A 21657-nucleotide genomic window follows, 5' to 3' on the forward strand; every position below is an offset into this window, starting at 1 on the left:
AAGCCTCCGCGCCTCGGAGCATGGCGCCGGGCGGGGAACCCCGCCCGCGGGAGGCGCCGGAGCACCGGGTGACGCCCCGAACGGCCCGCCGCCTGGCCGGCCGCCAGCGAAGGAACCGCCCCCGCCGATGGCCTCCCCCTCGACGGATGGCCTGGCCCGCACCCCGCCGGACCAGACGATCCCCGCCCCGCCGTCCCCCCCTCCCCCGCCCGGGGCCGCGGACACCGGGCACGACCCCGCGCACGGGTCGCGCGCCCCGATCAGCCGGATCGTGGCGGAGGTGGCGGCGGCCTGCCCGGGGGAGCGCATCACCCTCGGCCAGATGGCGGAGATCTTCGGCGACCGCGCCTTTGGCCTGCTGATCCTGCTGCTCTGCCTGCCGGCGATGCTGCCGGCCATGGCCACGGTCTTCGGCCTGCCGATCCTGCTGCTCGGGGTGCAGATGGGGCTGGGCTGGCGCAGCCCGCACCTGCCGGGCTTCATGGCGCGGCAGTCGATCCGGCGCGTGGACCTGCTGCGCCTGTCCCACAGCGGCTCGCGCTGGCTGGGCAAGATCGAGCGCTTCGTCCGCCCGCGCCCGGGCCCGTTCAACTCCCCGATGGCCGACCGGGTCGTGGGATGGCTGACGGTCTGCACCGCGATCCTGCTGATCCTTCCCGGCCCCGGCACCAACGGGCCGCCGGCCTTCGGCAACATCGTCATGGCGCTGGGCGTGGTGGAGCAGGACAACCGCGTCATCGGCCTGGGCATGCTGCTGACCCTGCTGGGCGTGCTGGTCGGCACCGCGATGCTGGTGGCGATGGGCTGGGTCGGGCTGCAGGGGGCCAGCTACGTGCTGGGCTATTGAGTCCCCGGCCTCAGCGCGTGGCCCCGGGCGTCCAGGTGACGTCCAGCATCCCGCCCCCGTTCAGCACCCGCGACAGCACGAAGAGGTGGTCGGACAGCCGGTTGAGGTAGCGCACCGCGTTCGGCCCGACCGCTTCCTCCGCCGCCAGCCGGACCACCAGCCGCTCCGCCCGGCGCACCACCGTCCGCGCCACATGCGCGTGCACCGCCGCGGGGGTGCCGCCCGGCAGGATGAAGGAGGTCAGCGGCGGCAGCTCCGCATTCATGGCCGCCACCTCCGCCTCCAGCCGCGCCACCTGGCTGTCGGCGATTCGCAGCCGCGACCGCCCCTCCTCCCCGCCGCCACCGGGGACGCAGAGATCGGCACCGAGGTCGAAGAGGTCGTTCTGCAACCGCTCCAGCATCGCGTCCTCGTCCCCCGCCGCGTTCAGGCGCACCAGCCCCAGGCAGGCATTGGCCTCGTCCACCGCGCCGATCGCCTCGATGCGCAGCGAGTCCTTGCGCACCCGGCTGCCGTCGCCGAGCGAGGTCTCGCCGGCGTCGCCGCCGCGCGTGGTGATGACATCCAGCCTGACCATGCGGCTCACTCCATCCGGAAGACGACGCGGTAACGGTGGTTGGCCCAGACCGGCCTCCCCTCGCGCAGGGCCGGGGCGAAGCGGCAGCGCCGCACGCCTTGCCTGGCCCAGTCGTCGAGCGCGGGGACGCCGCTGGATTCGCCCACCCGCGCCGCCACCACGCGCCCGTCATCGGACAGGCGCAACAGCAACCCGACCGCGCCCGTGACGCGGTCGCGGCGCAGGTCCGGCGGATAGCCGATCGCCTCGGCGCAGCCCGGGCGGGGTGCCCCGGGGCCACGTGTCTCCCCCTCCGGCCCGCCGGCGCCGGCACCGAGCCGCACGCCGCCCATCGCCGCGTCCAGCGCGAGGTCGACGACCCCCGCCGCATCGGCCGCCTGCGCCGCGCGCCGCTCGGAGGGCGGCCGCGGCGGGGCGGGCGGCGGCAGCGGCATCGCATCCGCCACGGGCTCGCTCGCGGGCGGCGCCGGCAGGGCGGGCAATGGGGCGGGCAGCGGGGCGCCGTCGGGAGCAGCGGGCCGCGGCGCGGCCAGGGATGATGGCGACGGCAGATCGACCGTGTCCGGGGGCGGAGGCGGGGGAAGGCTCGCCATCGGGGATGGCGGGGCCGGCGCATCCGCCGGCGGCGGGGCGGCCGGCGCGGGCAGCGGCGCGGCACCGGGCCGCGGCGCGGTCCCACCCTCCCCCTCCCCGGACCAGACCAGGGGGATGCCGGCCATCACCGGGACGTCCCGCAGTGGCGCGCGCTGCGCCAGCCACAGCGCCACCGCCATCGCGCCGCCATGCAGCAGCACGGAGAACGCGCCGCCCCGGAGGGAGACGCCGGAAGCGGCACGGCGCGGCGGGCGGGCCTGCGGCCGGCGCAGCGGCCGGCCAGGCCGGCCAGGCCGGCCGGCAGCAGGAGCCGGCCGGCGGGGTGTCACAGCACCACCACCCCGCTGTGCTTCGCCTTCCCTTCCGGCTCGACATGGATGCTGATCACCGCCTGGCCCAGCGCCTCGCGCAGCGCGGCCTCGACCCGGTCGCAGATGACGTGCGCCTCCTCCACCGTCATCGCGGCGGGGACGACGAGGTGGAAGTCGATGAAGGTGTAGCGGCCGGCGCGCCGCGTGCGCAGGTCGTGCGCCTCCAGCGCGCCGACCGCGTGCTGCGACACCGCGTCGCGGATCTTGGATTGCAGGTCGGGCGGCGCGGCCTCGTCCATCAGCCCGCCGACGCTTTCCCGCAGCAGGCGCCAGCCGGAGAACAGGATCATCGTCGCGGTGACCGCGGCCATCAGCGGATCGAGCCAGAGCAGCCCGGTCACCGTGACGAGGCCCACGCCGATCACCACGCCGACCGAGGTCACCACATCCGCCATCAGGTAGTGGGAATCCGCCACCAGGGCGGGCGAGCCGTAGCGCTTGCCGCGCCGGCGCAGGATGGTCGCCCAGACGGCGTTCACCGCCGCGGCCGCCGCGGAGAGCGCCAGGCCGATCAGCGGCCGGTCGGGCGCCGACGGATTCTGCCAGGCCGACCAGACCTCGCGCAGGATCAGCGTGGCCGCCGTCACGATCAGCGCCCCTTCCAGCACGGCGGAGAAGTACTCCGCCTTGGCGTGGCCGTAGGGGTGGTTGTCGTCGGCCGGCATGGAGGAGTAGCGCACGGCCGCCAGCGCCGCCGAGGCGGCGGCGACGTTGACGACCGTCTCCAGCATCTCCGCGAAGAAGGCGGTGCTGCCGGTGATCCACCAGGCAGCCCCCTTCATCGCGAGGACGGAGAAGCCGACGGCCAGGCTGGTCCAGGCGGTGCGTTCGGAAGGCGACATGGGCGCGGCATACCGCGCCGCAGCGCAGCGCGGCCATACACCAGTTTGGTCGCCCCGGATCAACTCGTAGCCGCGGCTACACCCCCGCCCCGGTCAGACGGAGAAGTACTTGGCGCGCGGGTGGTGCAGCACGATCGCCGAGGTCGACTGCTCCGGGTGCAGCTGCCACTCGTCGCTGATGCTGACGCCGATCCGCCCGGCATCGAGCAGGCGCAGCAGCCCCTCCTGGTCCTCCAGCCGCGGGCAGGCGGGGTAGCCGAAGGAGTAGCGGCCGCCGCGGTAGCCCTGTTGCAGCATGCGGTCCATGTCGCGGTCGTCCTGCGCGGCATAGCCCCATTCGGCGCGGATGCGCTTGTGGACGTATTCCGCCATGGCCTCGGCCATCTCCACCGACAGCCCGTGCAAATAGAGGTAGTCCTGGTAGCGGTTGTCGTCGAACCAGGCGCGCGCCACGTCCGACGCCTTCTGCCCGACGGTGACGACCTGCAACCCGATCACGTCGCGCGCGGCAGGCCCATCGCCGATGTCGCGCACGAAGTCGGCGATGCAGTCGCCGTCCTGCTTCGGCTGGCGCGGCAGGGTGACGCGCCACACCTCCGTCTCGCCATCCGGCTCGAACAGGACGAGGTCGTTGCCCTGGCCGGCGCACTTCCAGTAGCCGTAGATCGCCTGCGGCTTCAGGATGTCCTCCGCCTCGGTCAGCGCCAGCATGCGCTTGAGCACCGGGCGCAGCTCCTGCTTGGCCCAGCCGAGGAAGTCGTCCAGCGAGCGGCCCTGCTTCCGGAAGCCCCACTGGAACTGGTAGAGCGAGCGCTCGTTGATGAAGGGGATGATCGCCTTGGGCGGCGCCTCGATCACGCGCGGCCCCCAGAAGGGCGGCGTGGGCACCGCCTCCTCCGCCGTCATCCGCTCCCGCCGCGCCTTCGCCTCGTTCACGTCCACGGGGGCGAAGCCGCGCGGGTCGGCGGTGCCGAGCGTCCGGCGCTCGTTGCGCGACTTGCCGACGCGCTTGGCCTGGAGGGCCGCGAGGTAGTCGTCGAAGCCGTTGCCCATCACCCGGTCCATCAGGTGCAGCCCGTCGAAGGCGTCGCGCGCATAGGCGACGCGCCCGACCCCGCCGCCATTGGCGTAGGCGCGGACGCAATCCTCCTCGACGTAGTTGCGCGTCAGCGCGGCGCCGCCCAGCAGCACGGGCACGTCCACGCCCTGGCGCGCCATCTCCTCCAGGTTCTCGCGCATCACCACGGTGGACTTCACCAGCAGGCCGGACATGCCGATGGCGTGCGCGCGGTGCTCCTTCGCCGCCGTGACCATGTCGTTGAGCGGCACCTTGATGCCGAGGTTGACGACCTTGTAGCCGTTGTTGGTGAGGATGATGTCGACGAGGTTCTTGCCGATGTCGTGCACGTCGCCCTTCACGGTGGCGAGGACGATGGTGCCCTTCTCCTGCCCCGCGATCCGCTCCATGTGCGGCTCCAGCCAGGCGACGGCGCTCTTCATCGTCTCGGCCGATTGCAGCACGAAGGGGAGCTGCATCTTGCCGGCGCCGAACAGCTCGCCCACCGTCTTCATGCCGTCCAGCAGCAGCTCGTTGATGATGGCGAGCGGCGCGTGGCCGGCGGCCATGGCGGCGGCCAGGTCCTCGTCCAGCCCCTTGCGGTCGCCGTCGACGATGCGCTCCTTCAGCCGCTCCTCGACCGTCTCGGCCTTCTTGCGTGCGCCAACCTCGGCCGCCTTGCGGCCCGCGAACAGCTCCAGCAACTTCTGGAGCGGGTCGTAGCCCTCGCTGCGGCGGTCGTAGATCAGGTCTTCCGCGACCTTCACCTCCTCGGCCGGGATCAGGTGCAGCGGCTTGATCTTCGACACGTGGACGATCGCGCCCGTCATCCCCGCCTTGACGGCATGGTCGAGGAAGACGCTGTTCAGCACGTGCCGCGCCGCCGGATTCAGCCCGAAGGAGATGTTGGACAGGCCGAGGATGATCTGGATGTCCGGGAAGCGCTCCCGGATCATGCGGATGCCCTCCAGCGTCCACAGGCCCAGCTTGCGGTCGTCCTCGTTGCCCGTCGCGATGGTGAAGGTCAGCGGGTCGATCATCAGGTCCGACTGCGGCAGGCCGTGCCGGTCGCAGGCGAACTCCACCAGCCGGGTCGCGATGCGCAGCTTGTCCTCGGCCGTCTTGGCCATGCCGACCTCGTCGATGGTCAGCGCGATGACGGCCGTGCCGAACTTCTTCGCGAGCTTCATGCGGTCCGTCGCATGGCCCTCGCCATCCTCGAAGTTGATCGAGTTGATGATGGGCTTGCCGCCGTGCAGCTTCAGCGCCGCCTCGATCACCGGGGTCTCGGTGGAATCGATCACCAGCGGCGCGTTCACGCTGCCGGTGAAGCGGCGGATCACCTCGTTCATCTCCGCCATCTCGTCGCGGCCGACGAAGGCGGTGCAGACATCGAGGCTGTTCGACCCTTCCGCCACCTGCTCGCGCCCCATGGCGACGCAGCCGTCCCAGTCATGCGCCGCTTGCCGCTCGCGCCACGCCTTGGAACCGTTGGCGTTGCAGCGCTCGCCGATGGAGAAGTAGGCGTTCTCCTGCCGTAGCGGAGTCGCGGCGTAGAGGCTGGCGACGCCCGGCACCCAGACCGCCTTGCGCGCGACCGGCGCCGGACGGTGCCCCGCCCCGCCCAGCCGGCGCAGCATCGCATCCAGCGCGGCGATGTGCGGCGTGGAGGTGCCGCAGCAGCCGCCGATCAGGTTCACCCCGTCCTCGGTGACGAAGCGTTCCATCCAGCTCGCCATCTCGGCGGCACCCAGCGGGTAGTGCGTCTTCCCGTCCACCAGCTCCGGCAGGCCGGCATTGGGCTGCACGGAGACGAGGCCGCGCCAGGCGCCGGCCAGGTAGCGCACGTGCTCCGCCATCTCCTGCGGGCCCGTCGCGCAGTTCAGCCCGACAAGCGGCACGTCCAGCGCGTCGATCACCGTCGCGGCGGCGGCGATGTCGGGGCCGACCAGCAGCGTGCCCGTGGTCTCCACCGTCACCTGCACGAAGACGGGGATGTCGCTCCCCGCCTCCCGCTTGGCGGCCTTGGCGGCGTTGACGGCGGCCTTGATGAACAGCGTGTCCTGGTTGGTCTCGGTCAGCAGCGCATCCGCCCCGCCCGCGATCAGCCCGCGGCACTGCACCAGCAGCGCCGCCTCCAGCGTGTCGTAGTCGATGTGGCCCAGGCTGGGCAGCTTGGTGCCCGGGCCGATGTCGCCGACCACCCAGCGATGGCGCCCGTCGGCGAAGCTCTCCGCCGCCTCGCGCGCCAGCTCGACGGAGAGCTTGTTGATCTCGTGGGCGCGGTCGCCGAGCTGGAACTCCTCCAGCGTGATGGGCGAGCCGCCGAAGCTGTTGGTCAGCACCATGTCCGACCCCGCCTCGTAGTAGCCGCGGTGGATCTCGCGGACCATCTCGGGGCGGGAGAGGTTCAGCACCTCCGTGCAGTTCTCCTTGCCCCAGTAGTCCTTCTCGACGTCGAGGGTCAGCGCCTGCACACGCGAGCCCATGCCGCCGTCGCAGAGCAGCACGCGGTCGCGCAGGGCGTCGAGCAGATGGGGTCGGGACATGGTGCTCAGGTCCTCAGGCCGCGAGGGCCGCTTGGGGCACGCGCCGGGCGGGCCACAGCCGCACCTCCAGCGGGCCCGCGATCGGAAGGGGCGGGGCAAGGGTGCAGCCGGCGGCGCCGAGCCAGCCGGCCACCTGGGCGTCGTCGAAGCCGGGCCAGCGATGCGCGTGGCGCTCCAGCAGCGCGGCGCGGTCATGCGGGCCAAGATCGACCAGCAGCAGGACCCCGCCCGGCGCCAGCACCCGCGCCGCTTCGGCCAGCACCGCCGCCGGGTCCTCGGCGTAGTGCAGCACCATCTGCAAGGTCACCGCGTCGAAGCCGGCATCCGGCAGCGGCAGGCGGTACATGTCCGCCTGGCGCACGGCGCAACGGCCGGCGAGGCCCCGCTCCGCCAGCCGGGCACGGGCCAGGGTGAGCATGGCGCGGGAGGCATCGACGCCCAGCGCGCTCTCCGCCCGCTCCGCCACCAGCTCCAGCATGCGCCCCGTGCCGGCCCCGATGTCCAGCAGCCGGCCGATGCGCGGCGGCAGCGCCTCCAGCACGGCGGCCTCGATACGGGCGGCGGGCAGGTCCAGGGCGCGCATCTCGTCCCAGTCGGCGCCCTGGCTGCGGAAGGCCTCCGAGGCCTCGCGCGCCCGTTCGGCGGCCAGCCGGGCGGCGGCGCGGCGGTCGGCCGCCAGCTGGGCGTCCTCCTCCGGCAGGCGGGCGAGCAACGCCCGGACCAGCCCGGCGCCGGCGGGGATCTGGAAATACGCATTGGAGCCTTCCGGCGTCCGCTCCAGCAGCCCGGCTTCGGTCAGCAGGCGCAGGTGACGGGACAGGCGCGGCTGGGACTGGCCGAGCACGGCGCAGAGGTCGCTGACGCACCACGCACCGCGGGCGCAGAGCGCCAGCAGCCGCAGGCGGGTCGGTTCGGCGGCGGCGCGAAGTTGCGACAGGAGGGCTTCCACGGTTGGACAATGACATAAAGATATCCTTATGTCTAGCCGATGGCTTGGTTCCTGGACTCGCGCATCCCCGTTCAGGCCGTCCCCGACCTGCCTGCCCTGGCGGAGGCGCTGGCCGGCGGCGGCCCGGCCGCGCTCGTCGTGCCCCTCCCCTTGCCGACGCTGCCCCCGGGCGCGGTGGCACAGGAGGCCACGGATGCCGTCGCGCATCCCGTGGCCTGCTCCTGCTGTGGCGGCATCGCCCGCCCCGCCCTGGCCGTGGCGCTGGACCGCCTGTTCCAGGCGCGCGTGCGCGGCGCGGCGCCCTGGTTCGACCGCGTGCTGGTGCTGGGTGGCGCGGCCGATGCGCTGCCGGTGGTGCTGCGCGAGGATGTGTTGACGGCGGCGCGCTACCGGCCTCCGGCCGAGGCCATGCCACCCGCCGGGCCATCCCCGACGGACGACAACCCCTTCGCCGAGGGCTGACCGGGCGGGGGCGGCAGGCGCCGCCCCCGCAGCCGCCTCAGCGGGCGGCGGTCACCGGCCCCGGCTGGGTGGCATAGAAGGCTTCGCGCACGGCATTGGCCGCGGCGCCGCCGTTCACCCCCGTCTGCGTCATCACCACGATGGACAGGCGGTTCACCGGATCGACGAAGAAGCCCGTCCCGTAGATGCCGCCCCAGCCATAGGTGCCCTGCGGCTGCAGCGTCTTCGCGGCGGCCGGGTCGGTCACCACGGAGAAGCCGTAGCCGAAATCATAGCCGGGGCCGCGCAGGTTGACCGGGAAGCCGCCCGTCTGCGGCCGCGTCATCTCCGCCACCGTCTCGGGCTTCAGCAGCCGCACCCCGTCCAACTCGCCGCCGTTCAGCAGCATGCGGGTGAAGCGGGCATAGTCGCCGATCGTCGCCGTGGCGCCCGCCCCGCCCGAGGGATAGGCGCGGTCGCTGAAGGCGCGGTTCGGATCGGCCGTCCAGGTGCCGCCCGAGAACGGATAGGGCACGACCTGCGGGCTCGCCATCGGCCGCAGCACGCCCGCCGCATCCGGGTAGAGCGCCGTGACCATCCGGCCGCGCTCCGAATCCGGCACGCGGAAGGCCAGCGAGCGCAGGCCCAGCGGCCCCGCGATGTTCTGCGCGACGTAGCGGTCCAGCGGCAGCCCGCTGGCCTTCTCCACCACCGCGCCCAGCACGTCGGTGGAGAGCGAGTAGCGCCAGCCGGAGCCGGGCTGGATCGCCAGCGGCGCGCGCGACAGGCGGCGCATGTTGTCCCACAGCCCGCGATCCGGTGCCGCCAGGCCATCATCCACGCCCAGGCGCCGGTACTCCTCCACCACGCCCGGCACGTTGAGGAAGGTGTAGGAGAGGCCGCTGGTGTGGCGCAGCAGGTCGCGGACCGTCGGCTGGCGCTGGGCCGGCACGGTCCGCCCGCCCTCCACCACGACGCGCAGGCGGCGGAACTCCGGCAGCCAGCGTCCGACGGGATCGTCCAGCCGGACCTTGCCCTGCTCCACCAGCTGCATCACCGCCACCGAGGTGACGGGCTTGGTCATGCTGGCGAGGCGGAACAGGCTGTCCGGCCCGACCGGCTCCGCGCCGCCCGGCTCACGCGGGCCGGCGGCGCCCTGGTAGAGCACCGTGCCATCCGCCGCGACCACCAGGGCGGAGATGGCGCCGACCTTGCCGGACTCGACCTCCCGGCGCAGCGCGGCGTCGAGGGCGGCCTGCCGCGACGGCGCCGGCGGCGGCGTGGGGGCGCAGGCGAAGAGCGCGATGGTGGAGAGGTGCAGCGCGGCCAGCGCCCCCAGGCGCCGCCGCATGACCGGCCAGTTCATGGATCCGTTTCCTCGACGCGATTCGGGACCGTTGCGGCCCCGGGCCGAGGCTGCCGCGCTCAACTGCCCGAGGGCAAGCTCCGCTCGCCCTCGCCAAGGGCGCGCTGCATGTAGACGACGTCGATCCAGCGGCCGAACTTCAGCCCCACCGCCTTCAGCACGCCCGTCTGGCGGAAGCCGAGCGAGACGTGCAGACCGATCGAGCCGATATTCTCCGAATCTCCGATCACCGCCATCATCTGGCGGAAGCCCGCCCGCTCCGCGCGCGCCAGCAGCTCGGCGACCAGCGCCTTGCCCACGCCCTGGCCGCGCACGTCGTCGCGGACATAGATCGAATCCTCCGCGGCGAACCGGTAGGCCGAGCGCGGATGGAAGGGCGCGTAGTAGGCGTAGCCCACCACGTCGCCCGCATCGTCCTCCGCCACCAGCCAGGCCCAGCCACCCTCGCGCACCTTGGCGAGGCGGCGGCCCATCTCCGCCTCGTCCGGCGGCGTCTCCTCGAAGGTGCCCGTGCCGTGCAGGACGTGATGCGCGTAGATCGCGGCGATGGCGGGGATGTCGGTATCGGCGGCGTCGCGGATCGGCATGGACCTGACCTGGAAGCGGTGGCGGAAGAGCGGGACAGCCCGCCTTGGCAGGGTGCCGCGCCGGCCCGGTCCCGCGCGGCGACGCCCTCGCCCGCCCGGCTGGCCGGCAGGGCCAGCGGGGCGGACCCGCTCTAAGGGCCGCGCGCAGCCGCCGCAAGGGCGCGGCGGCGGGCGGGCCTCAGCCCTCCAGCCCCAGCGCGGCGGAGAAGCGCTCGGCGAGATGCAGCAGCGCGCGGTCGCGTCCCGGGGCGGCGACGAGGGAAAGGCCCACCGGCGCGCCGTCCACCGTCGCCGCCGGGACGGACACCTCGCAGAGCCCGGCGAGCCCGGCGAAGGCGGTGACGCAGATGGTGCGTTCGCGTGTCGCCTGCTGCTCGCTGGCCGGCGCGGTGAGCAGGGGCGCGACGGTGGGAGAGGTGGGGTAGGCCAACACCCCGCCGCCCGCCAGCACGCGGCGCAGCCGGCCCTGCACCATGCGGCGGAAGGGCCGCGCGGCGGCGGTCAGCGCGGGGTCCTGGCGGCGCGCCGCCTCGAAGCGCTCGCCCACGCCAGGGCCGAAGGCAGGGCCGTGCTTCGTCACCCAGCCGCCGAGCGTCGCCCAGGCTTCCTCCCCCTGGAGCGCGCGGAAGGCCTCGTAGAAGGCATCGAGGCCCTCGGGCGCCAGATGCACCAGCAGCGCCGGGCCGAGTATCTGCTCCAGCCGGCCGAGCGCCGGCTGCAACGCCTTGGCGGTGCCCGGAAGCGCGTTGAACCAGGCCTCCTGCAACTTCAGCAGCGGGCCGGTCAGCCCCTCCCCTCCCCCCTGGTCGGGCGGCAGCAGCGCCTCGCCCACGCGGCGCAGCACGGTGGCGCGGCCGGCGAACCAGCCGGCGGTGTCGAAGGACGGCGCCAGGGCCCGCGCGCCGGTAAGGCTCACCGCGCCCCAGGAGGGACGGATGCCCCAGATGCCGCAATAGGAGGCGGGGATGCGGACCGAGCCGCCCGTGTCCGAGCCGAGCGCCGCGTCCACCAGCCCCGCCGCCACCGCCGCGGCCGAGCCGCAGGAGGAGCCGCCGGGGAAGCGCTCCGGCGCCGCCGGGTTGACCGGCGTGCCGTGCCAGATGTTCTCGCCGGTCAGGCCGAAGGCGAGCTCGACCGTCTTGGTCTTGCCCACCAGGCGCGCCCCGGCCTCCAGCAGCGCCACGATGGCGGGAGCGGTCGCGGCGGCGGGCTCATGCGTTCGCGCCCAGTCCGGGTTGCCATAGGTGGTGACGTGGCCAGCCACGTCGAAGAGATCCTTGGCCGCAAAGCGCAGGCCTTGCAGCGGGCCTTCCGCCGTACCGGGGAGCGTGACGCGCTCGCCCGGCATGAAGGCTCCGACCCGATCCGATTCCATGGATGTGGTCCCCCACGCGATACCGCGTGGAAGTTGCCGCACGGCGCGGCAGCGCACAACCGTGCAAGCCCGCAACCATGTCCCGCGGCGCGACGGCCGCCACCCGACGCCGGGCGGCGGCCGTCGCGCGGCCTGGCGCCTCAGCGCGCGCGGAGCAGCTCCGGCACGTGCAGCAGAATGAACTCGTTGTCGTCCGCCCGCGTCAGGTGGCGCGCGGCGCTGAAGGGCAGGTTGTTGTCGTTGGCGATGATGATGTGCTCCTCATCCACCCGCGCCACGTCCTCGATGGTGAAGAAGGGGAAGGAGAAGCGGTCGCGCGGCGCGTCGGCGGCGCGGTCGCCGCGCTGGCGGGCCAGGTTCTCCGGGTCGCGGATGGCCAGCAGGTCGATCTGGCCGATGCGCTTCACGAAGCCCTCGCCGTCGACCTCGCCGAGATCGACCAGGGTGACACGCTTCACCTTCGCCGGGTCGTGGAAGCAGGCCGGCGGGCGCTGGCCGTCGCGGCAGCCCAGCGACGGGTCGCCCTCGCCGTCGTCGCGCTCGATGATCAGGGCGCGGCGCTCGTCGATCATGTTGAAGTCGCCGATCGAGACGGCGCCCGGCGTCAGGCGGAACTTCAGCACGCGCCCCGTCCAGTCGCCGCGCGGGATGGAGAACTCGAAGATGCGCAGGAAGCCGCCCTCGGCCTGGTCGCTGCCCTCGGCGAAGAGCGGCTTCTCCAGCAGGGCGTAGAGGGTCTGGCTGTCGGCGGAGATCGCCATGCCCTCATAGCCGCCGGAGCGGCGCGAGCGGAACGGCACCGTCGCGTTCGGCGCGGCCGGCACCTGCAGCGAGGGGTGGTCCGGCGACAGCAGCGGCTTGCCGTCCAGCTTCGTCTCGACCACGCGGCGGACGCGGCCCTCGGCGTCGACCTCGATCAGGAAGGGACCGAACTCCTCGCCGATCCAGAAGCCGCCCTCGACCGGCTGGATGCTTTCCGGGTCGAAGTCGGCGCCGGTCAGGTAGCGGCGCTCCGTCCCCTCCAGCGCGATGCGGAAGGGCACGCGGCGGTCGGGGTCGGAGAGGAAGATCGTGCGCTCGACCGTCACCTGGCCGCTGCGGAAGTCGGGGCGGACCTTGTGCACCATCAGCATGGCGTCGCCGCTGTTGCGCTTGTTGCCGAAGCCGTTGTCTGTCAGCACCCAGTAGGCGCCGGGCTCGCCGCGCACCGGCTTGATGCCGGAGAAGCCCTGCACCGGCTGGCCCTGGAAGGGGAAGGACAGGCCGGTGGGACGGCCGTTCGGCGCGGGGCCGGTGGTGCCGGGGAGGCTGCCCGCCTGGTCGACTCGCAGGTTGCCCGGGCCGGCGAAGCGGCCGGAGACGCGCAGCTCCGCCGGGGCGTCGGACGGGGGCGTGGCGAAGGTGGCGGCCGGCAGCACGGCCTGGCCCGCGAGGGTGGCGGGGAAGGTGGTCTCTGCCGCCGCCGTCCCCAGCAGGGCAGCGGCGAGGACGGGCAGGCACAGGACGGGCAGGGCAAGGCGCATGCAGCGACTCCGCGATCGGATACGGCGCTGCGCTTAGGACGGGGGGATTGCACGGGGTTGACCGCTGCGTGACGCGGCGATGACAGGCGCCGCGCCCCGCGTCAGGGCAGGGTTTGCGCCGCCGGCGCGAACTGGCGAGCTATGGCCGGAACTGGGTGATGGCGGTGTGAGAGAGGCGGCGTATCGAGGTGGGTGACAAGCCTGCCTGAACCTCCCGAAGGAGCGATACGCCATGACGAAAGATACCACTGTCGTTCCACTTCGTCAGCCTGAGACGGTGGAGGACCCGCTGACGGCGGTCCTGAGGAGCGGGGCCCGCCGGTTGCTGGCCCAGGCGGTTGAGGCCGAGGCGGAGGCCTTCCTGGCCGAGATGAGGGGCTTGCGGCTGCCGGATGGGCGCGAGCGCCTGGTGCGGCACGGGCATGGCCCGGAGAGGCTGGTGCAGACCGGGATCGGCCCGGTGCCGGTGCAGCGGGTCAAGCTGCGCGACCGCGGTGCTGGCGAGGAGGCGGGCGGCGAGCGCATCCGCTTCGCCTCGGCTCTTCTGCCGCGCTGGGCGCGGCGGACGCGGAGCCTGGATGCCCTGCTGCCGATCCTCTACCTGCGCGGGGTCTCGATGGGCGACTTTCAGGAGGCGCTCGGGGCCCTGCTGGGCCGCGAGGCGCCGAACCTGTCGCCCTCGGTGATCGCGCGGCTGCGGGACGACTGGGAGGCGGACTACACGCGCTGGCAGCGGCGCGACCTGTCGGCCCGTCGCTACGTGTATGTCTGGGCCGACGGCGTCTACCTGCAGGCCCGGATGGAGCCGCAGGCCGAATGCATGCTGGTGCTGATCGGCGCCACGCCGGAGGGCAGGAAGGAGCTGCTTGGCTTCCAGGTGGGCCTGCGCGAGAGCGCGCAGAGCTGGCGGGAACTGCTGGTCGACCTCAAGGCCCGTGGCCTGATGATCGCGCCCGAACTGGCCACAGGCGATGGCGCGCTCGGCTTCTGGAAGGCGCTCGAGGAGGTCTGCCCGGCCACCCGTCATCAGCGGTGCTGGGTGCACAAGACCGCCAACGTCTTGGATAAGCTGCCGAGGTCGGTCCAGCCAGCCGCCAAGGCCGATCTACGCGAGATCTGGCAGGCGCCGGACCGCGCGACAGCGGAAGCGGCGATCACGACCTTCGCCGAGAAGTACGGGGCCAAATACGAGAAGGCGGCCACCTGCCTGCTGAAGGACCGCAACGCTCTGCTGACCTTCTACGACTTCCCCGCCGAACACTGGGACCACCTACGCACCTCGAACCCCATCGAGAGCGTGTTCGCCACCGTCCGGCACCGGACCGTCCGCACCAAGGGCGCACTGTCGCAGGACACCGCTCGGCTGATGGTGTTCAAGCTCGTCATGGCTGCGGCCAAAACCTGGCGCCGGCTGAAGGGAGAGAACCAGTTGCCCAAGCTGATCCAGGGCATCACATTCAAGAACGGCGTCGAGGTTACCAACACGCCAGCGCAGCACGCCGCCTGATCACGGCGTCACCCAGTTTCCAGCATAGCTCCGAACTGGCCGAAGGGCGGGACATAGGGGCGCTGGTATGGCACCTGCGGCGAGGCCGGCGGGTCGTAGGGGCGCTGGTACTGCCCGGTGGGATAGGGCTCGGCCGGCGGCATGCAGCCCGGCAGCAGCGCGAGCAGCCCGAACAGGCCCAGCCACGGCGCCCCCCGGCCCAGCGCCCGGGCCCGGCCCGGCCCGGTACCGCGCGGCGGCATCATCCCGCCGCCCCGCCCGCCGGGCCGAGCAGGGCACGCGGCCCGCCCGTCGCAGCCGGGTTGCGGGGCGTCTCCTCCACCGGCTGGGGCGGGCGTGCGGCAGGCACCTCGGCCGGCATCGGCACCCGTGGCGGCGGCTCCGACGCGGCGCAGCCGGCCAGGGCCAGCAGCGCCAGCCCGGCCGGCCACGCCCGGACCGGCCGCCGGGCCTCAGGCATAGGCCTCGGCCTCGACCTCGACCACGAAGCGCGGGTCGGCGAGTCCCGCGACCAGGATCAGCGTCGCCGCGGCGGCATGGCCCTCGAACCAGGCGTCACGCTTGCGGCGCCAGGGCCCGATCACCATCCGGTCGGTGAGGAAGACCGTGATCTTGGCGACGTTCTTCTGGGTCATGCCATGCGCCTTCAGCACGGTCAGCAGATTGGCGAAGACCTGGTCGATCTGCCCCTCCGGATCGGTACTCACCGTGCCGTCCGCCGCCACGCCGACCTGCCCGCTGATGATCAGCCGCTTCCCCGTCCCCTCGATCAGGGCCGCATGGGAATAGGCCGAGGCAGGGGCATGCACGCCTTCGGGATTGGAAACGGTGATGGTGGCCATGGGATTCCTCCGGCAACGGCCCCTATCCTGCGGGTCTTATCCGCTCTGCGAAAGGTCTTCCCGCCGGATGCCGTTCGGGCCGCCCTCGGGAGGCACCGGGGCGGCCGGGACGGTGTCCTGCAGCCAGTCGCGCAGGTTGCGGCGGACCTGCACCTCGAACTCCACGTTCAGCTCGTCCATCGCCCTGGCCACCACCTCGCGGGCATGGGCCGCCGCGGTGCGGGCATTGCCTTCCACCCGCGTCGAGCTCTGCCGCGCCTCCGCCTCCGCGAAGGCCTGGCGGGCCCCGTCATCGGACACCACCTCCACCCGGCAGCGCAGCACCACCGTCAGCCGCTCCTGCGGCTCGGTGAACATGCCGCCGCCGCCCAGCCGCTCGCGCACCAGGCTGGCCGTCTCCACCGTGAAGCGCGCCGTGCCGGTCATGCCGCCGGCCAGCACACGCTCCCGCCCCATCCGCGCCACCTCGTCGGCCGGCACCATGGGCGCGGGCGGGTCGGTGCGCCGGGCGGGGCCAGGCGGCGCCTCCACCACCTCGACCGACCGCACGTTCAGCCGCAGCGGCGTGAGCCAGGCATAGCCATCGGGGCGGAAGGGCGTGTCGGCGACGGGCGCCTCGCGGTTGCGGCCGCAGGCGGCGACGGCCAGGGGAAGCAGCAGCAGCAGGCGTCGGCCGGTCATCATCTCCCCTTTCCGCGGCGGGACGGGGCGGAGGAAACCGCAGGGCGCGGTGGCGGGCAAGCAGGGGAACGGCAGGCCGAGCCCAGAGCCCCGGAGGCGCGCCAACCCGCCGGAGCCGGCCCCCGGACCGCAGGGCGGGGCCACGGACCATCCGCCCGCAGGATTCCCGGCCACGGGTGTCGTGCCCACCCAACGCTCGACCGGAAGTTGCACGGGCGGCTTCCCATAGGTACTCATTTCGGCTTGGGTTCGAAAGCTGGGCCGGCGAGTCTCTCGGAGCCCCCAGAGGATCGGATCCCCTGGAGGAACCGGTGCCATGTCGTGGACGCGTACGGACTACTTCACCTACTTCACCGACGGGAACACCGGAACCACCCATCGCGCCGGCGACCAGGTGTGGAACTTCCGCTACCCGGGAGACCGCAGGGACTATTCCATCTGGGTTTCCGGCACCAACCCGCAGAATGGAAACCACAACGCCTTCGCCAAGAAGCACCTGCTGACGGTGAAAGGCGGCAAGTCAGGCGACCTGGAGGAAAAGCTCGCCGACATCCATTCCAACCGCCGACTCGAGGACATCGACGGCTACAACGCGAAGCGCGCCAAGCAGCACTCGCGCATGTCGCTCGCGGGCCAGGCGCAGTACCCGACGATGGCCCTGGGCGGACAGGCGATGAACACCTATGCCCTGGGCGACACGACCTCCACGCTGAGCGTCGTCGTCTGCGACCTGATCCCGCCGGACAAGCTCCGGTACGCCTTCGCCAAGGCCCTGTCCGCCGCCAACCTGCAGGCGGGCCAGGCCACCCAGCACATCGTCGTCCGGTTTGGCGACTACGCCTGCGTCAAGCGGCACGACTTCATGTCGAACGAAACCACGGACGGGAACACCATCACCGTCACCGCCTACTGCACGGCCATCAACGCCCATGGAGTGACGGCCCACATCGTGCATTGCAGTGGGTGACGCCGCGCCGGCGGTTTCCACCGTCGTCTCGCCGGGGAGAACGGCGCGGCGATGCGGCCGCCGCCCGGCCGTCAGGCCCGCCCGGACGCTGGGCGGACCTCCATCCGGTCGAAGCGGAAGGCGACGTTGCAGAACTCGCAGGTCATGGTGATCGCCCCGCCCTCCGCCATGTGATCCAGGTCGTCCTCCGCGAAGCCCTGGAGCACGGAGGCGAGTCGCGCGCGGGAGCAGCGGCAGCCGTAGGACAGCGCCCTCGCCCGGTCGGTCACCAGGCCCTCGGCATGGAAGAGTCGGTGCAGGAGTTCCTCGCCCGGCAGCGAATCGTCGAGCAGCTCCGCCTCCGTCACGGTGCTGGCGAGGATCGTCGCGGTGTTCCAGGCTTCCGCCTGCTCCTCCGCCGTCATGGCACCGATGCCGCCCTGCCCCGCCACCCGCTCGAGGATGAGGGCGGTGGCGCGCCAGCCCTGCGGCGTCGGCGCCGCCGCCAGCCGGACCCAGGCGGCGATCTGCTCGGAGGTCTCGAAATAGGCCCCGGTCATCTCCGCCAGGTCGCGCCCGGTGATGGCGACGATGCCCTGATAGCGGTCCATGTCGGCCCCCTGGTCGCAGGTGAAGGCCAGGTAGCCCTTCCCCAGCAGCGACGCCGCATCGCCCTCCGGCGCGTCCCCGGCCCGGCCTTCCTCCACGCGCGCGTAGCCGCGCAGCGCCCCGCCATCGGTGCAGTCCGCCAGCAGCATCGGCACCGGCCCGTCGCCCTTGGCCTGCAGGCTGAAGGAGCCCCGGAACTTCAACGCCCCCGCCAGCCCGGCCGTCAGCGCCAGCGCCTGCCCCAGCAGCCGCGCCACGTCCGGCGCGTAGTCGTGGCGGGACAGCAGCGCCTCGGCCAGCGGGCCGAGCCGGACCAGCCGCCCGCGCACCGGGCGATCCTCCAGGTGGAAAGGCTGCAGGCCGCGCGGCACCACCAGATCCGGCACGGGCGGCCGGTCGTGGTTGAGGAAGTCGGGCGTGCGGGACGGCTGGGTGGGATCGCTCACGCAGGAAACCTGGGCAGGAAGGGTCGGGATCGCCGGAACAGATGGGGCCGGCTGGCACAGGATGCGACCGGGACCGGACGCGGGGCTGCCCTGCCGCGCAACGCCCCGCACCGGCAGGCGGCTTTCAGGCCGCCGGCCGCTCCATCAGCTGCGCCGTCACCAGCCGCTGCACCGGCGGCAGGTGGTTGCCCAGGCGCAGCGCCGCGTTGCGCACCAGCCGCGCCGGCAGGCTGGAATCGTTGTAGAGCAGCGCCGTGACGTTGGTGGCCAGGAAGAGCGGCCGGGTCGAGCGGCGCAGCGCCAGGTGATAGCGCCGCAGCACGTCCGGGGCGCCGTGGTCGCGCCCGGCGGCCAGCGCCTCGCGGATCATCCCGGCCAGGGCCTCGCCGCCGCGCAGGCCGAAGTTGAAGCCATGCGCCGTGACCGGGTGCATGCCCACCGCCGCATCGCCCAGCAGCGCGGCGCGGGTGGCGAAGAAGCGCTCGGCATAGGTGGCGGCCAGGGGATAGACGTGACGGGTGCTCGCCAGCTCCATCGCCCCCAGCCGGTGGCGGTAGCGGCGGGCGATCTCCTCGCCGAAGGCCGCTTCCGGCATCGCCTCCAGCACCGCCATCTCGGCCGGCGGCAGGGTCAGCACCACGGAGGACATCAGCCCGTTCAGCGGCAGCATCGCCATGGTCTGGCCGTAGTCGAACCACTCCGTCGCGACATGGCCGTTCGGCTTCTCGTGGCGCAGGCGGCAGACCAGCATGCGCTTGCCGAAATCGCGCACCTCCACCCCGATGCCCAGCGCCTCGCGCGTCGGAGACTGGCGGCTGTCGGCGGCCACCAGCAGCCTCGCCGTGACCGTCCGCCCATCGGCAAGCCGCAGCGTCGCGCCCTCGATGTCCGTGGACACGCCCATCACACCCGTCCCGGCCAGCAGCGTCACCCCAGGCGCGGCCTTCGCCACCCGGTAGAGCGCCCGGCGGATCAGGTGGTTCGGCACCAGCCGGCCCAGCTCCGCCACGCCCTTCCCCTCGGGCCCGAAGCGCAGTGCATAGGGGGAGCCGCCGTTCAGCACCGCCGCCTGGCGCAGGGCGGAGGTCTCCTCCGCCGGGATCAGCGCCCAGGCGCCGACCCGGTCCAGGATCTCCTGCGACAGGTGGGTGAGCGCGATCTCCCGCCCGTCGAAGGCGGCCTGCTCCAGCGCCGCCTCGGGCTGGCGTTCGACGATGGTGACGGAGAGGCCGCTGCCGGAGAGCAGGGCGGCGAAGGCGAGGCCGGCCGGGCCCCCGCCCACCACGGCCACGTCGGTACGGATCACATCGGACATGGCCGGCAAGATGGCCCCTGGCCGGCCTCCCGGGAAGGGGCCGGGCGGCCGGCGGTCAGCCCGCGCCCAGCGCCCAGAGCAGCACGCCCTTCTGCGCGTGCAGCCGGTTCTCCGCCTCGTCGAACACCACCGATTGCGGGCCGTCGATCACCTCCTCGGTGATCTCCTCGCCACGATGCGCCGGCAGGCAGTGCATGACGACCGCGTCCGGTGCCGCATGGCGCATCAGCGCGGCGTTGAGCTGGTAGGGCGCGAGCAGGTTGTGCCGGTTCACCGTCTGCGCGTCCGGCTTCTCGTCGGACATGGAGACCCAGGTATCCGTCACGACGCAGCGCGCGCCGCGCACGGCGGCCGCGGGATCGTCCGTCTCCTCGATCCGTGCGCCCTCGCGCCGGGCCCAGGCGACCAGCTCGGGCGGGGCGCGCAGCGCCTCGGGGGTCGCGAGGCGCAGGGTGAAGTCGAAGCGCGCCGCGGCCTGGATGAAGGATTGCGCGACGTTGTTGCCGTCGCCCGTCCAGGCGACGGTCTGGCCGGCGATCGGGCCGCGATGCTCCTCGAAGGTCAGCACGTCCGCCATGATCTGGCAGGGGTGCGAGACGTCGGTCAGGCCGTTGATCACGGGCACCGTCGCGTGCTCGGCCAGGCCGCGCAGCTTTCCCACGTCGTCCGTGCGCAGCATGATCGCATCGACGTAGCGCGACAGCACCTTCGCCGTGTCCGCCGGCGTCTCGCCGCGGCCGAGCTGCATGTCGCGTCCCGACAGCACCACCGCATGGCCGCCGAGCTGGGTGATGCCCACCTCGAAGGAGACGCGGGTGCGGGTGGAGGGCTTCTCGAAGATCAGCGCCACGCTCTTGCCGGCGAGCGGCTTGCCGGCGACGCGTCCGGCCTTGGCCTCGCGCGCCAGGTCGAGCATGCGCCGCAGCGTCGGCGCGTCGAAATCCATCAGCTCGAGAAAGTGGCGGGGGGCGCCTTGCCCCCCTTCCACCGTCCGGAGCGCGGCGCTCACTTGGCCGCGGCCTTCGCATCCGAGGGCGTCATGCGCAGGGCGGCGCGGTCGAGCAGGCGGATCGCCTCGTCCGCCTCCGCCTCCGTGATGATGAGGGGCGGCGCGACGCGCAGCACGTTCATCCCCGCGGCGACCGTCAGCAGCCCCTCGGCCACGGCGGCCGACTGCATCTCCGTGTTGGAGATGCCCTCGTGCAGCTTCAGGCCGAGCAGCAGCCCCGCGCCCTGCACGCCGGCGATCACCTTGGGATGCTTCTCCGCCAGGGCGAGGAAGCCGCGCCAGAGATGCCGCGCGACGCGGTCCACCTGGTCGAGGAAGCCCGGCGCCAGGATCACGTCCAGCACGGCGTTGCCGGCGGCGCAGGCGAGCGGCCCGCCGCCATAGGTGGTGCCGTGCGTGCCGGGCTTGAGGTGCTTCGCGACCTTCTCCCGCGCCAGGATCGCGCCCAGCGGGAAGCCGCCGCCGATGCCCTTGGCCGAGGAGATCACGTCCGGCTCGATGCCGGCCCATTCATGCGCCCAGAGCTTGCCGCTGCGGCCCATGCCCGTCTGCACCTCGTCCAGCGCCAGCAGCAGGCCGAACTCGTCGCAGACGGCGCGCAGCTCGCGCAGGAAGCGCAGATCCGCCGGGCGCACGCCGCCCTCGCCCTGGATCGGCTCGATCATGATGCAGGCGGTCTGCGGCGTGATCGCGTCGCGCACCGCGTTCATGTTGCCGAAGGGGACGTGGTCGAAGCCGTCCACCGGCGGGCCGAAGCCCGCGAGGTACTTCGCGTTCCCGGTCGCCGAGAGCATCGCCAGGGTGCGGCCGTGGAAGGCGCCCTCGAAGCACAGGCTGCGGAAGCGCTCCGGATGGCCGTTCTCGGCGTGGTACTTGCGCACGGCCTTGGTCATGCCCTCGTTCGCCTCGGCGCCCGAGTTGCAGAAGAAGACGCTGTCCGCGAAGGGCGTCGCCTCCACCAGCCGCGCCGCCAGCCGCTCGGCCTGGGGCACGCGGTAGAGGTTGGAGCTGTGGACGATCTTCGCCGCCTGTTCGGCGATGGCCTGCGTCAGGTGCGGATGGCCGTGCCCCAGGCTGCTGGTGGCGATGCCGGAGCCGAAATCGAGGAATCGTCGCCCGTCATCCGTCCACAGCCAGGCGCCCTCGCCCCGCTCGAAGGCGAGGTCGGCACGGTTGTAGGTCGGCATCAGGGCGGGGATCACGAAGCGGACATCCCTTGCACAT

At 72.9% G+C, this 21657-nt stretch carries 21 protein-coding genes; 4 read left to right on the forward strand and 17 right to left on the reverse strand.

What is annotated here, in order from left to right; genetic code table 11:
- The first annotated feature begins 127 nt into the window (after window positions 1-127).
- The gene (locus tag LPC08_RS13220; protein ID WP_230448709.1) at window positions 128-847 is read left to right on the forward strand and encodes an exopolysaccharide biosynthesis protein; all 720 of its coding nucleotides are present in this window, start codon (window positions 128-130) and stop codon (window positions 845-847) included.
- Window positions 848-857: 10 nt separating this feature from the next.
- On the opposite strand, the gene LPC08_RS13225 is transcribed toward LPC08_RS13220, so the two are convergent.
- The 5 genes from LPC08_RS13225 to LPC08_RS13250 form a co-directional block, all read right to left on the reverse strand.
- Window positions 858-1424 carry a cob(I)yrinic acid a,c-diamide adenosyltransferase gene (locus LPC08_RS13225; RefSeq protein ID WP_230448710.1) on the reverse strand — a complete coding sequence of 189 codons (567 nt, stop codon included), beginning with the start codon at window positions 1422-1424 and terminating at the stop codon, window positions 858-860.
- 5 nt (window positions 1425-1429) lie between these two features.
- Window positions 1430-2218 carry an energy transducer TonB gene (locus LPC08_RS26245; RefSeq protein ID WP_304622025.1) on the reverse strand — a complete coding sequence of 263 codons (789 nt, stop codon included), beginning with the start codon at window positions 2216-2218 and terminating at the stop codon, window positions 1430-1432.
- A gap of 125 nt (window positions 2219-2343) precedes the next feature.
- A complete protein-coding gene (locus LPC08_RS13240) occupies window positions 2344-3231 on the reverse strand; it encodes a cation diffusion facilitator family transporter (RefSeq protein WP_230448711.1) in 888 nt (295 codons plus the stop codon).
- Window positions 3232-3324: 93 nt separating this feature from the next.
- Window positions 3325-6837, reverse strand: coding sequence for a methionine synthase (gene metH / locus LPC08_RS13245; RefSeq protein ID WP_230448712.1), 3513 nt, complete (start codon window positions 6835-6837; stop codon window positions 3325-3327).
- Between the two features lie 13 nt (window positions 6838-6850).
- Window positions 6851-7786, reverse strand: coding sequence for an ArsR/SmtB family transcription factor (locus LPC08_RS13250; RefSeq protein ID WP_230448713.1), 936 nt, complete (start codon window positions 7784-7786; stop codon window positions 6851-6853).
- A gap of 39 nt (window positions 7787-7825) precedes the next feature.
- Between LPC08_RS13250 and LPC08_RS13255 the strand changes: the two genes are divergently transcribed.
- Window positions 7826-8248: a hypothetical protein gene (locus LPC08_RS13255; RefSeq protein WP_230448714.1), complete on the forward strand. Its 423-nt coding sequence runs from the start codon at window positions 7826-7828 to the stop codon at window positions 8246-8248.
- A 37-nt stretch (window positions 8249-8285) separates the two neighbouring features.
- Here the strand turns inward: LPC08_RS13255 and LPC08_RS13260 are convergent, their stop codons facing one another.
- From LPC08_RS13260 to LPC08_RS13275, 4 genes are all read right to left on the reverse strand, one after another.
- Window positions 8286-9593, reverse strand: coding sequence for a serine hydrolase domain-containing protein (locus LPC08_RS13260; protein WP_230448715.1), 1308 nt, complete (start codon window positions 9591-9593; stop codon window positions 8286-8288).
- 59 nt (window positions 9594-9652) lie between these two features.
- Complete coding sequence (locus LPC08_RS13265; protein ID WP_230448716.1) at window positions 9653-10180, reverse strand: GNAT family N-acetyltransferase; 528 nt, start codon at window positions 10178-10180, stop codon at window positions 9653-9655.
- 178 nt (window positions 10181-10358) lie between these two features.
- Window positions 10359-11555, reverse strand: coding sequence for an amidase (locus LPC08_RS13270; protein WP_230448717.1), 1197 nt, complete (start codon window positions 11553-11555; stop codon window positions 10359-10361).
- Window positions 11556-11695: 140 nt separating this feature from the next.
- Window positions 11696-13078 carry an esterase-like activity of phytase family protein gene (locus tag LPC08_RS13275; protein WP_230448718.1) on the reverse strand — a complete coding sequence of 461 codons (1383 nt, stop codon included), beginning with the start codon at window positions 13076-13078 and terminating at the stop codon, window positions 11696-11698.
- 232 nt (window positions 13079-13310) lie between these two features.
- On the opposite strand from LPC08_RS13275, the gene LPC08_RS13280 reads away from it, so the two are divergent.
- Window positions 13311-14585: an IS256 family transposase gene (locus tag LPC08_RS13280; protein WP_230448719.1), complete on the forward strand. Its 1275-nt coding sequence runs from the start codon at window positions 13311-13313 to the stop codon at window positions 14583-14585.
- An 8-nt stretch (window positions 14586-14593) separates the two neighbouring features.
- Here LPC08_RS13280 and LPC08_RS13285 read toward each other — a convergent pair whose 3' ends face one another.
- The 4 genes from LPC08_RS13285 to LPC08_RS13300 are packed head-to-tail and all read right to left on the reverse strand — an operon-like array spanning window position 14594 to window position 16111.
- Complete coding sequence (locus LPC08_RS13285) at window positions 14594-14830, reverse strand: hypothetical protein (RefSeq protein ID WP_230448720.1); 237 nt, start codon at window positions 14828-14830, stop codon at window positions 14594-14596.
- Window positions 14827-15045 (reverse strand): hypothetical protein, encoded by a 219-nt coding sequence (locus tag LPC08_RS13290; RefSeq protein WP_230448721.1) that lies wholly within the window; start codon window positions 15043-15045, stop codon window positions 14827-14829. The genes LPC08_RS13285 and LPC08_RS13290 overlap by 4 nt, the downstream gene beginning before the upstream one ends.
- Window positions 15038-15427 carry a RidA family protein gene (locus LPC08_RS13295; protein WP_230448722.1) on the reverse strand — a complete coding sequence of 130 codons (390 nt, stop codon included), beginning with the start codon at window positions 15425-15427 and terminating at the stop codon, window positions 15038-15040. The genes LPC08_RS13290 and LPC08_RS13295 overlap by 8 nt, the downstream gene beginning before the upstream one ends.
- A 36-nt stretch (window positions 15428-15463) precedes the next feature.
- Window positions 15464-16111 carry a hypothetical protein gene (locus LPC08_RS13300; RefSeq protein ID WP_230448723.1) on the reverse strand — a complete coding sequence of 216 codons (648 nt, stop codon included), beginning with the start codon at window positions 16109-16111 and terminating at the stop codon, window positions 15464-15466.
- A gap of 313 nt (window positions 16112-16424) precedes the next feature.
- Here LPC08_RS13300 and LPC08_RS13305 point away from each other — a divergent pair, with 313 nt between their 5' ends.
- Window positions 16425-17075 carry a hypothetical protein gene (locus tag LPC08_RS13305; protein WP_230448724.1) on the forward strand — a complete coding sequence of 217 codons (651 nt, stop codon included), beginning with the start codon at window positions 16425-16427 and terminating at the stop codon, window positions 17073-17075.
- Between the two features lie 71 nt (window positions 17076-17146).
- On the opposite strand, the gene hslO is transcribed toward LPC08_RS13305, so the two are convergent.
- From hslO to LPC08_RS13325, 4 genes are all read right to left on the reverse strand, one after another.
- Window positions 17147-18109 (reverse strand): Hsp33 family molecular chaperone HslO, encoded by a 963-nt coding sequence (gene hslO, locus LPC08_RS13310; protein WP_230448725.1) that lies wholly within the window; start codon window positions 18107-18109, stop codon window positions 17147-17149.
- 124 nt (window positions 18110-18233) lie between these two features.
- Window positions 18234-19424, reverse strand: a complete 1191-nt coding sequence (ubiM, locus tag LPC08_RS13315; protein WP_230448726.1) for a 5-demethoxyubiquinol-8 5-hydroxylase UbiM — start codon at window positions 19422-19424, stop codon at window positions 18234-18236.
- 55 nt (window positions 19425-19479) lie between these two features.
- Entirely contained in the window at window positions 19480-20433 is a 954-nt protein-coding gene (gene argF / locus LPC08_RS13320; RefSeq protein ID WP_370643231.1) for an ornithine carbamoyltransferase, read from the reverse strand.
- Complete coding sequence (locus LPC08_RS13325; RefSeq protein ID WP_230448727.1) at window positions 20430-21635, reverse strand: aspartate aminotransferase family protein; 1206 nt, start codon at window positions 21633-21635, stop codon at window positions 20430-20432. The genes argF and LPC08_RS13325 overlap by 4 nt, the downstream gene beginning before the upstream one ends.
- Between the last annotated feature and the right edge of the window lie 22 nt (window positions 21636-21657).

This window comes from Roseomonas sp. OT10, from assembly GCF_020991085.1.
In the GTDB taxonomy this organism is placed as follows: Bacteria; Pseudomonadota; Alphaproteobacteria; order Acetobacterales; family Acetobacteraceae; genus Roseomonas; species Roseomonas cutis.

Bases quoted from the DNA above. Each gene is read 5' to 3' on its own strand.
- LPC08_RS13220 (WP_230448709.1), top strand. From the start codon at position 128: ATGGCCTCCCCCTCGACGGATGGCCTGGCCCGCACCCCGCCGGACCAG.
- LPC08_RS13225 (WP_230448710.1), bottom strand. From the start codon at position 1,424: ATGGTCAGGCTGGATGTCATCACCACGCGCGGCGGCGACGCCGGCGAG.
- LPC08_RS13240 (WP_230448711.1), bottom strand. From the start codon at position 3,231: ATGTCGCCTTCCGAACGCACCGCCTGGACCAGCCTGGCCGTCGGCTTC.
- metH (WP_230448712.1), bottom strand. From the start codon at position 6,837: ATGTCCCGACCCCATCTGCTCGACGCCCTGCGCGACCGCGTGCTGCTC.
- LPC08_RS13255 (WP_230448714.1), top strand. From the start codon at position 7,826: ATGGCTTGGTTCCTGGACTCGCGCATCCCCGTTCAGGCCGTCCCCGAC.
- LPC08_RS13260 (WP_230448715.1), bottom strand. From the start codon at position 9,593: ATGAACTGGCCGGTCATGCGGCGGCGCCTGGGGGCGCTGGCCGCGCTG.
- LPC08_RS13265 (WP_230448716.1), bottom strand. From the start codon at position 10,180: ATGCCGATCCGCGACGCCGCCGATACCGACATCCCCGCCATCGCCGCG.
- LPC08_RS13270 (WP_230448717.1), bottom strand. From the start codon at position 11,555: ATGGAATCGGATCGGGTCGGAGCCTTCATGCCGGGCGAGCGCGTCACG.
- LPC08_RS13275 (WP_230448718.1), bottom strand. From the start codon at position 13,078: ATGCGCCTTGCCCTGCCCGTCCTGTGCCTGCCCGTCCTCGCCGCTGCC.
- LPC08_RS13280 (WP_230448719.1), top strand. From the start codon at position 13,311: ATGACGAAAGATACCACTGTCGTTCCACTTCGTCAGCCTGAGACGGTG.
- LPC08_RS13285 (WP_230448720.1), bottom strand. From the start codon at position 14,830: ATGATGCCGCCGCGCGGTACCGGGCCGGGCCGGGCCCGGGCGCTGGGC.
- LPC08_RS13290 (WP_230448721.1), bottom strand. From the start codon at position 15,045: ATGCCTGAGGCCCGGCGGCCGGTCCGGGCGTGGCCGGCCGGGCTGGCG.
- LPC08_RS13295 (WP_230448722.1), bottom strand. From the start codon at position 15,427: ATGGCCACCATCACCGTTTCCAATCCCGAAGGCGTGCATGCCCCTGCC.
- LPC08_RS13300 (WP_230448723.1), bottom strand. From the start codon at position 16,111: ATGATGACCGGCCGACGCCTGCTGCTGCTGCTTCCCCTGGCCGTCGCC.
- LPC08_RS13305 (WP_230448724.1), top strand. From the start codon at position 16,425: ATGTCGTGGACGCGTACGGACTACTTCACCTACTTCACCGACGGGAAC.
- ubiM (WP_230448726.1), bottom strand. From the start codon at position 19,424: ATGTCCGATGTGATCCGTACCGACGTGGCCGTGGTGGGCGGGGGCCCG.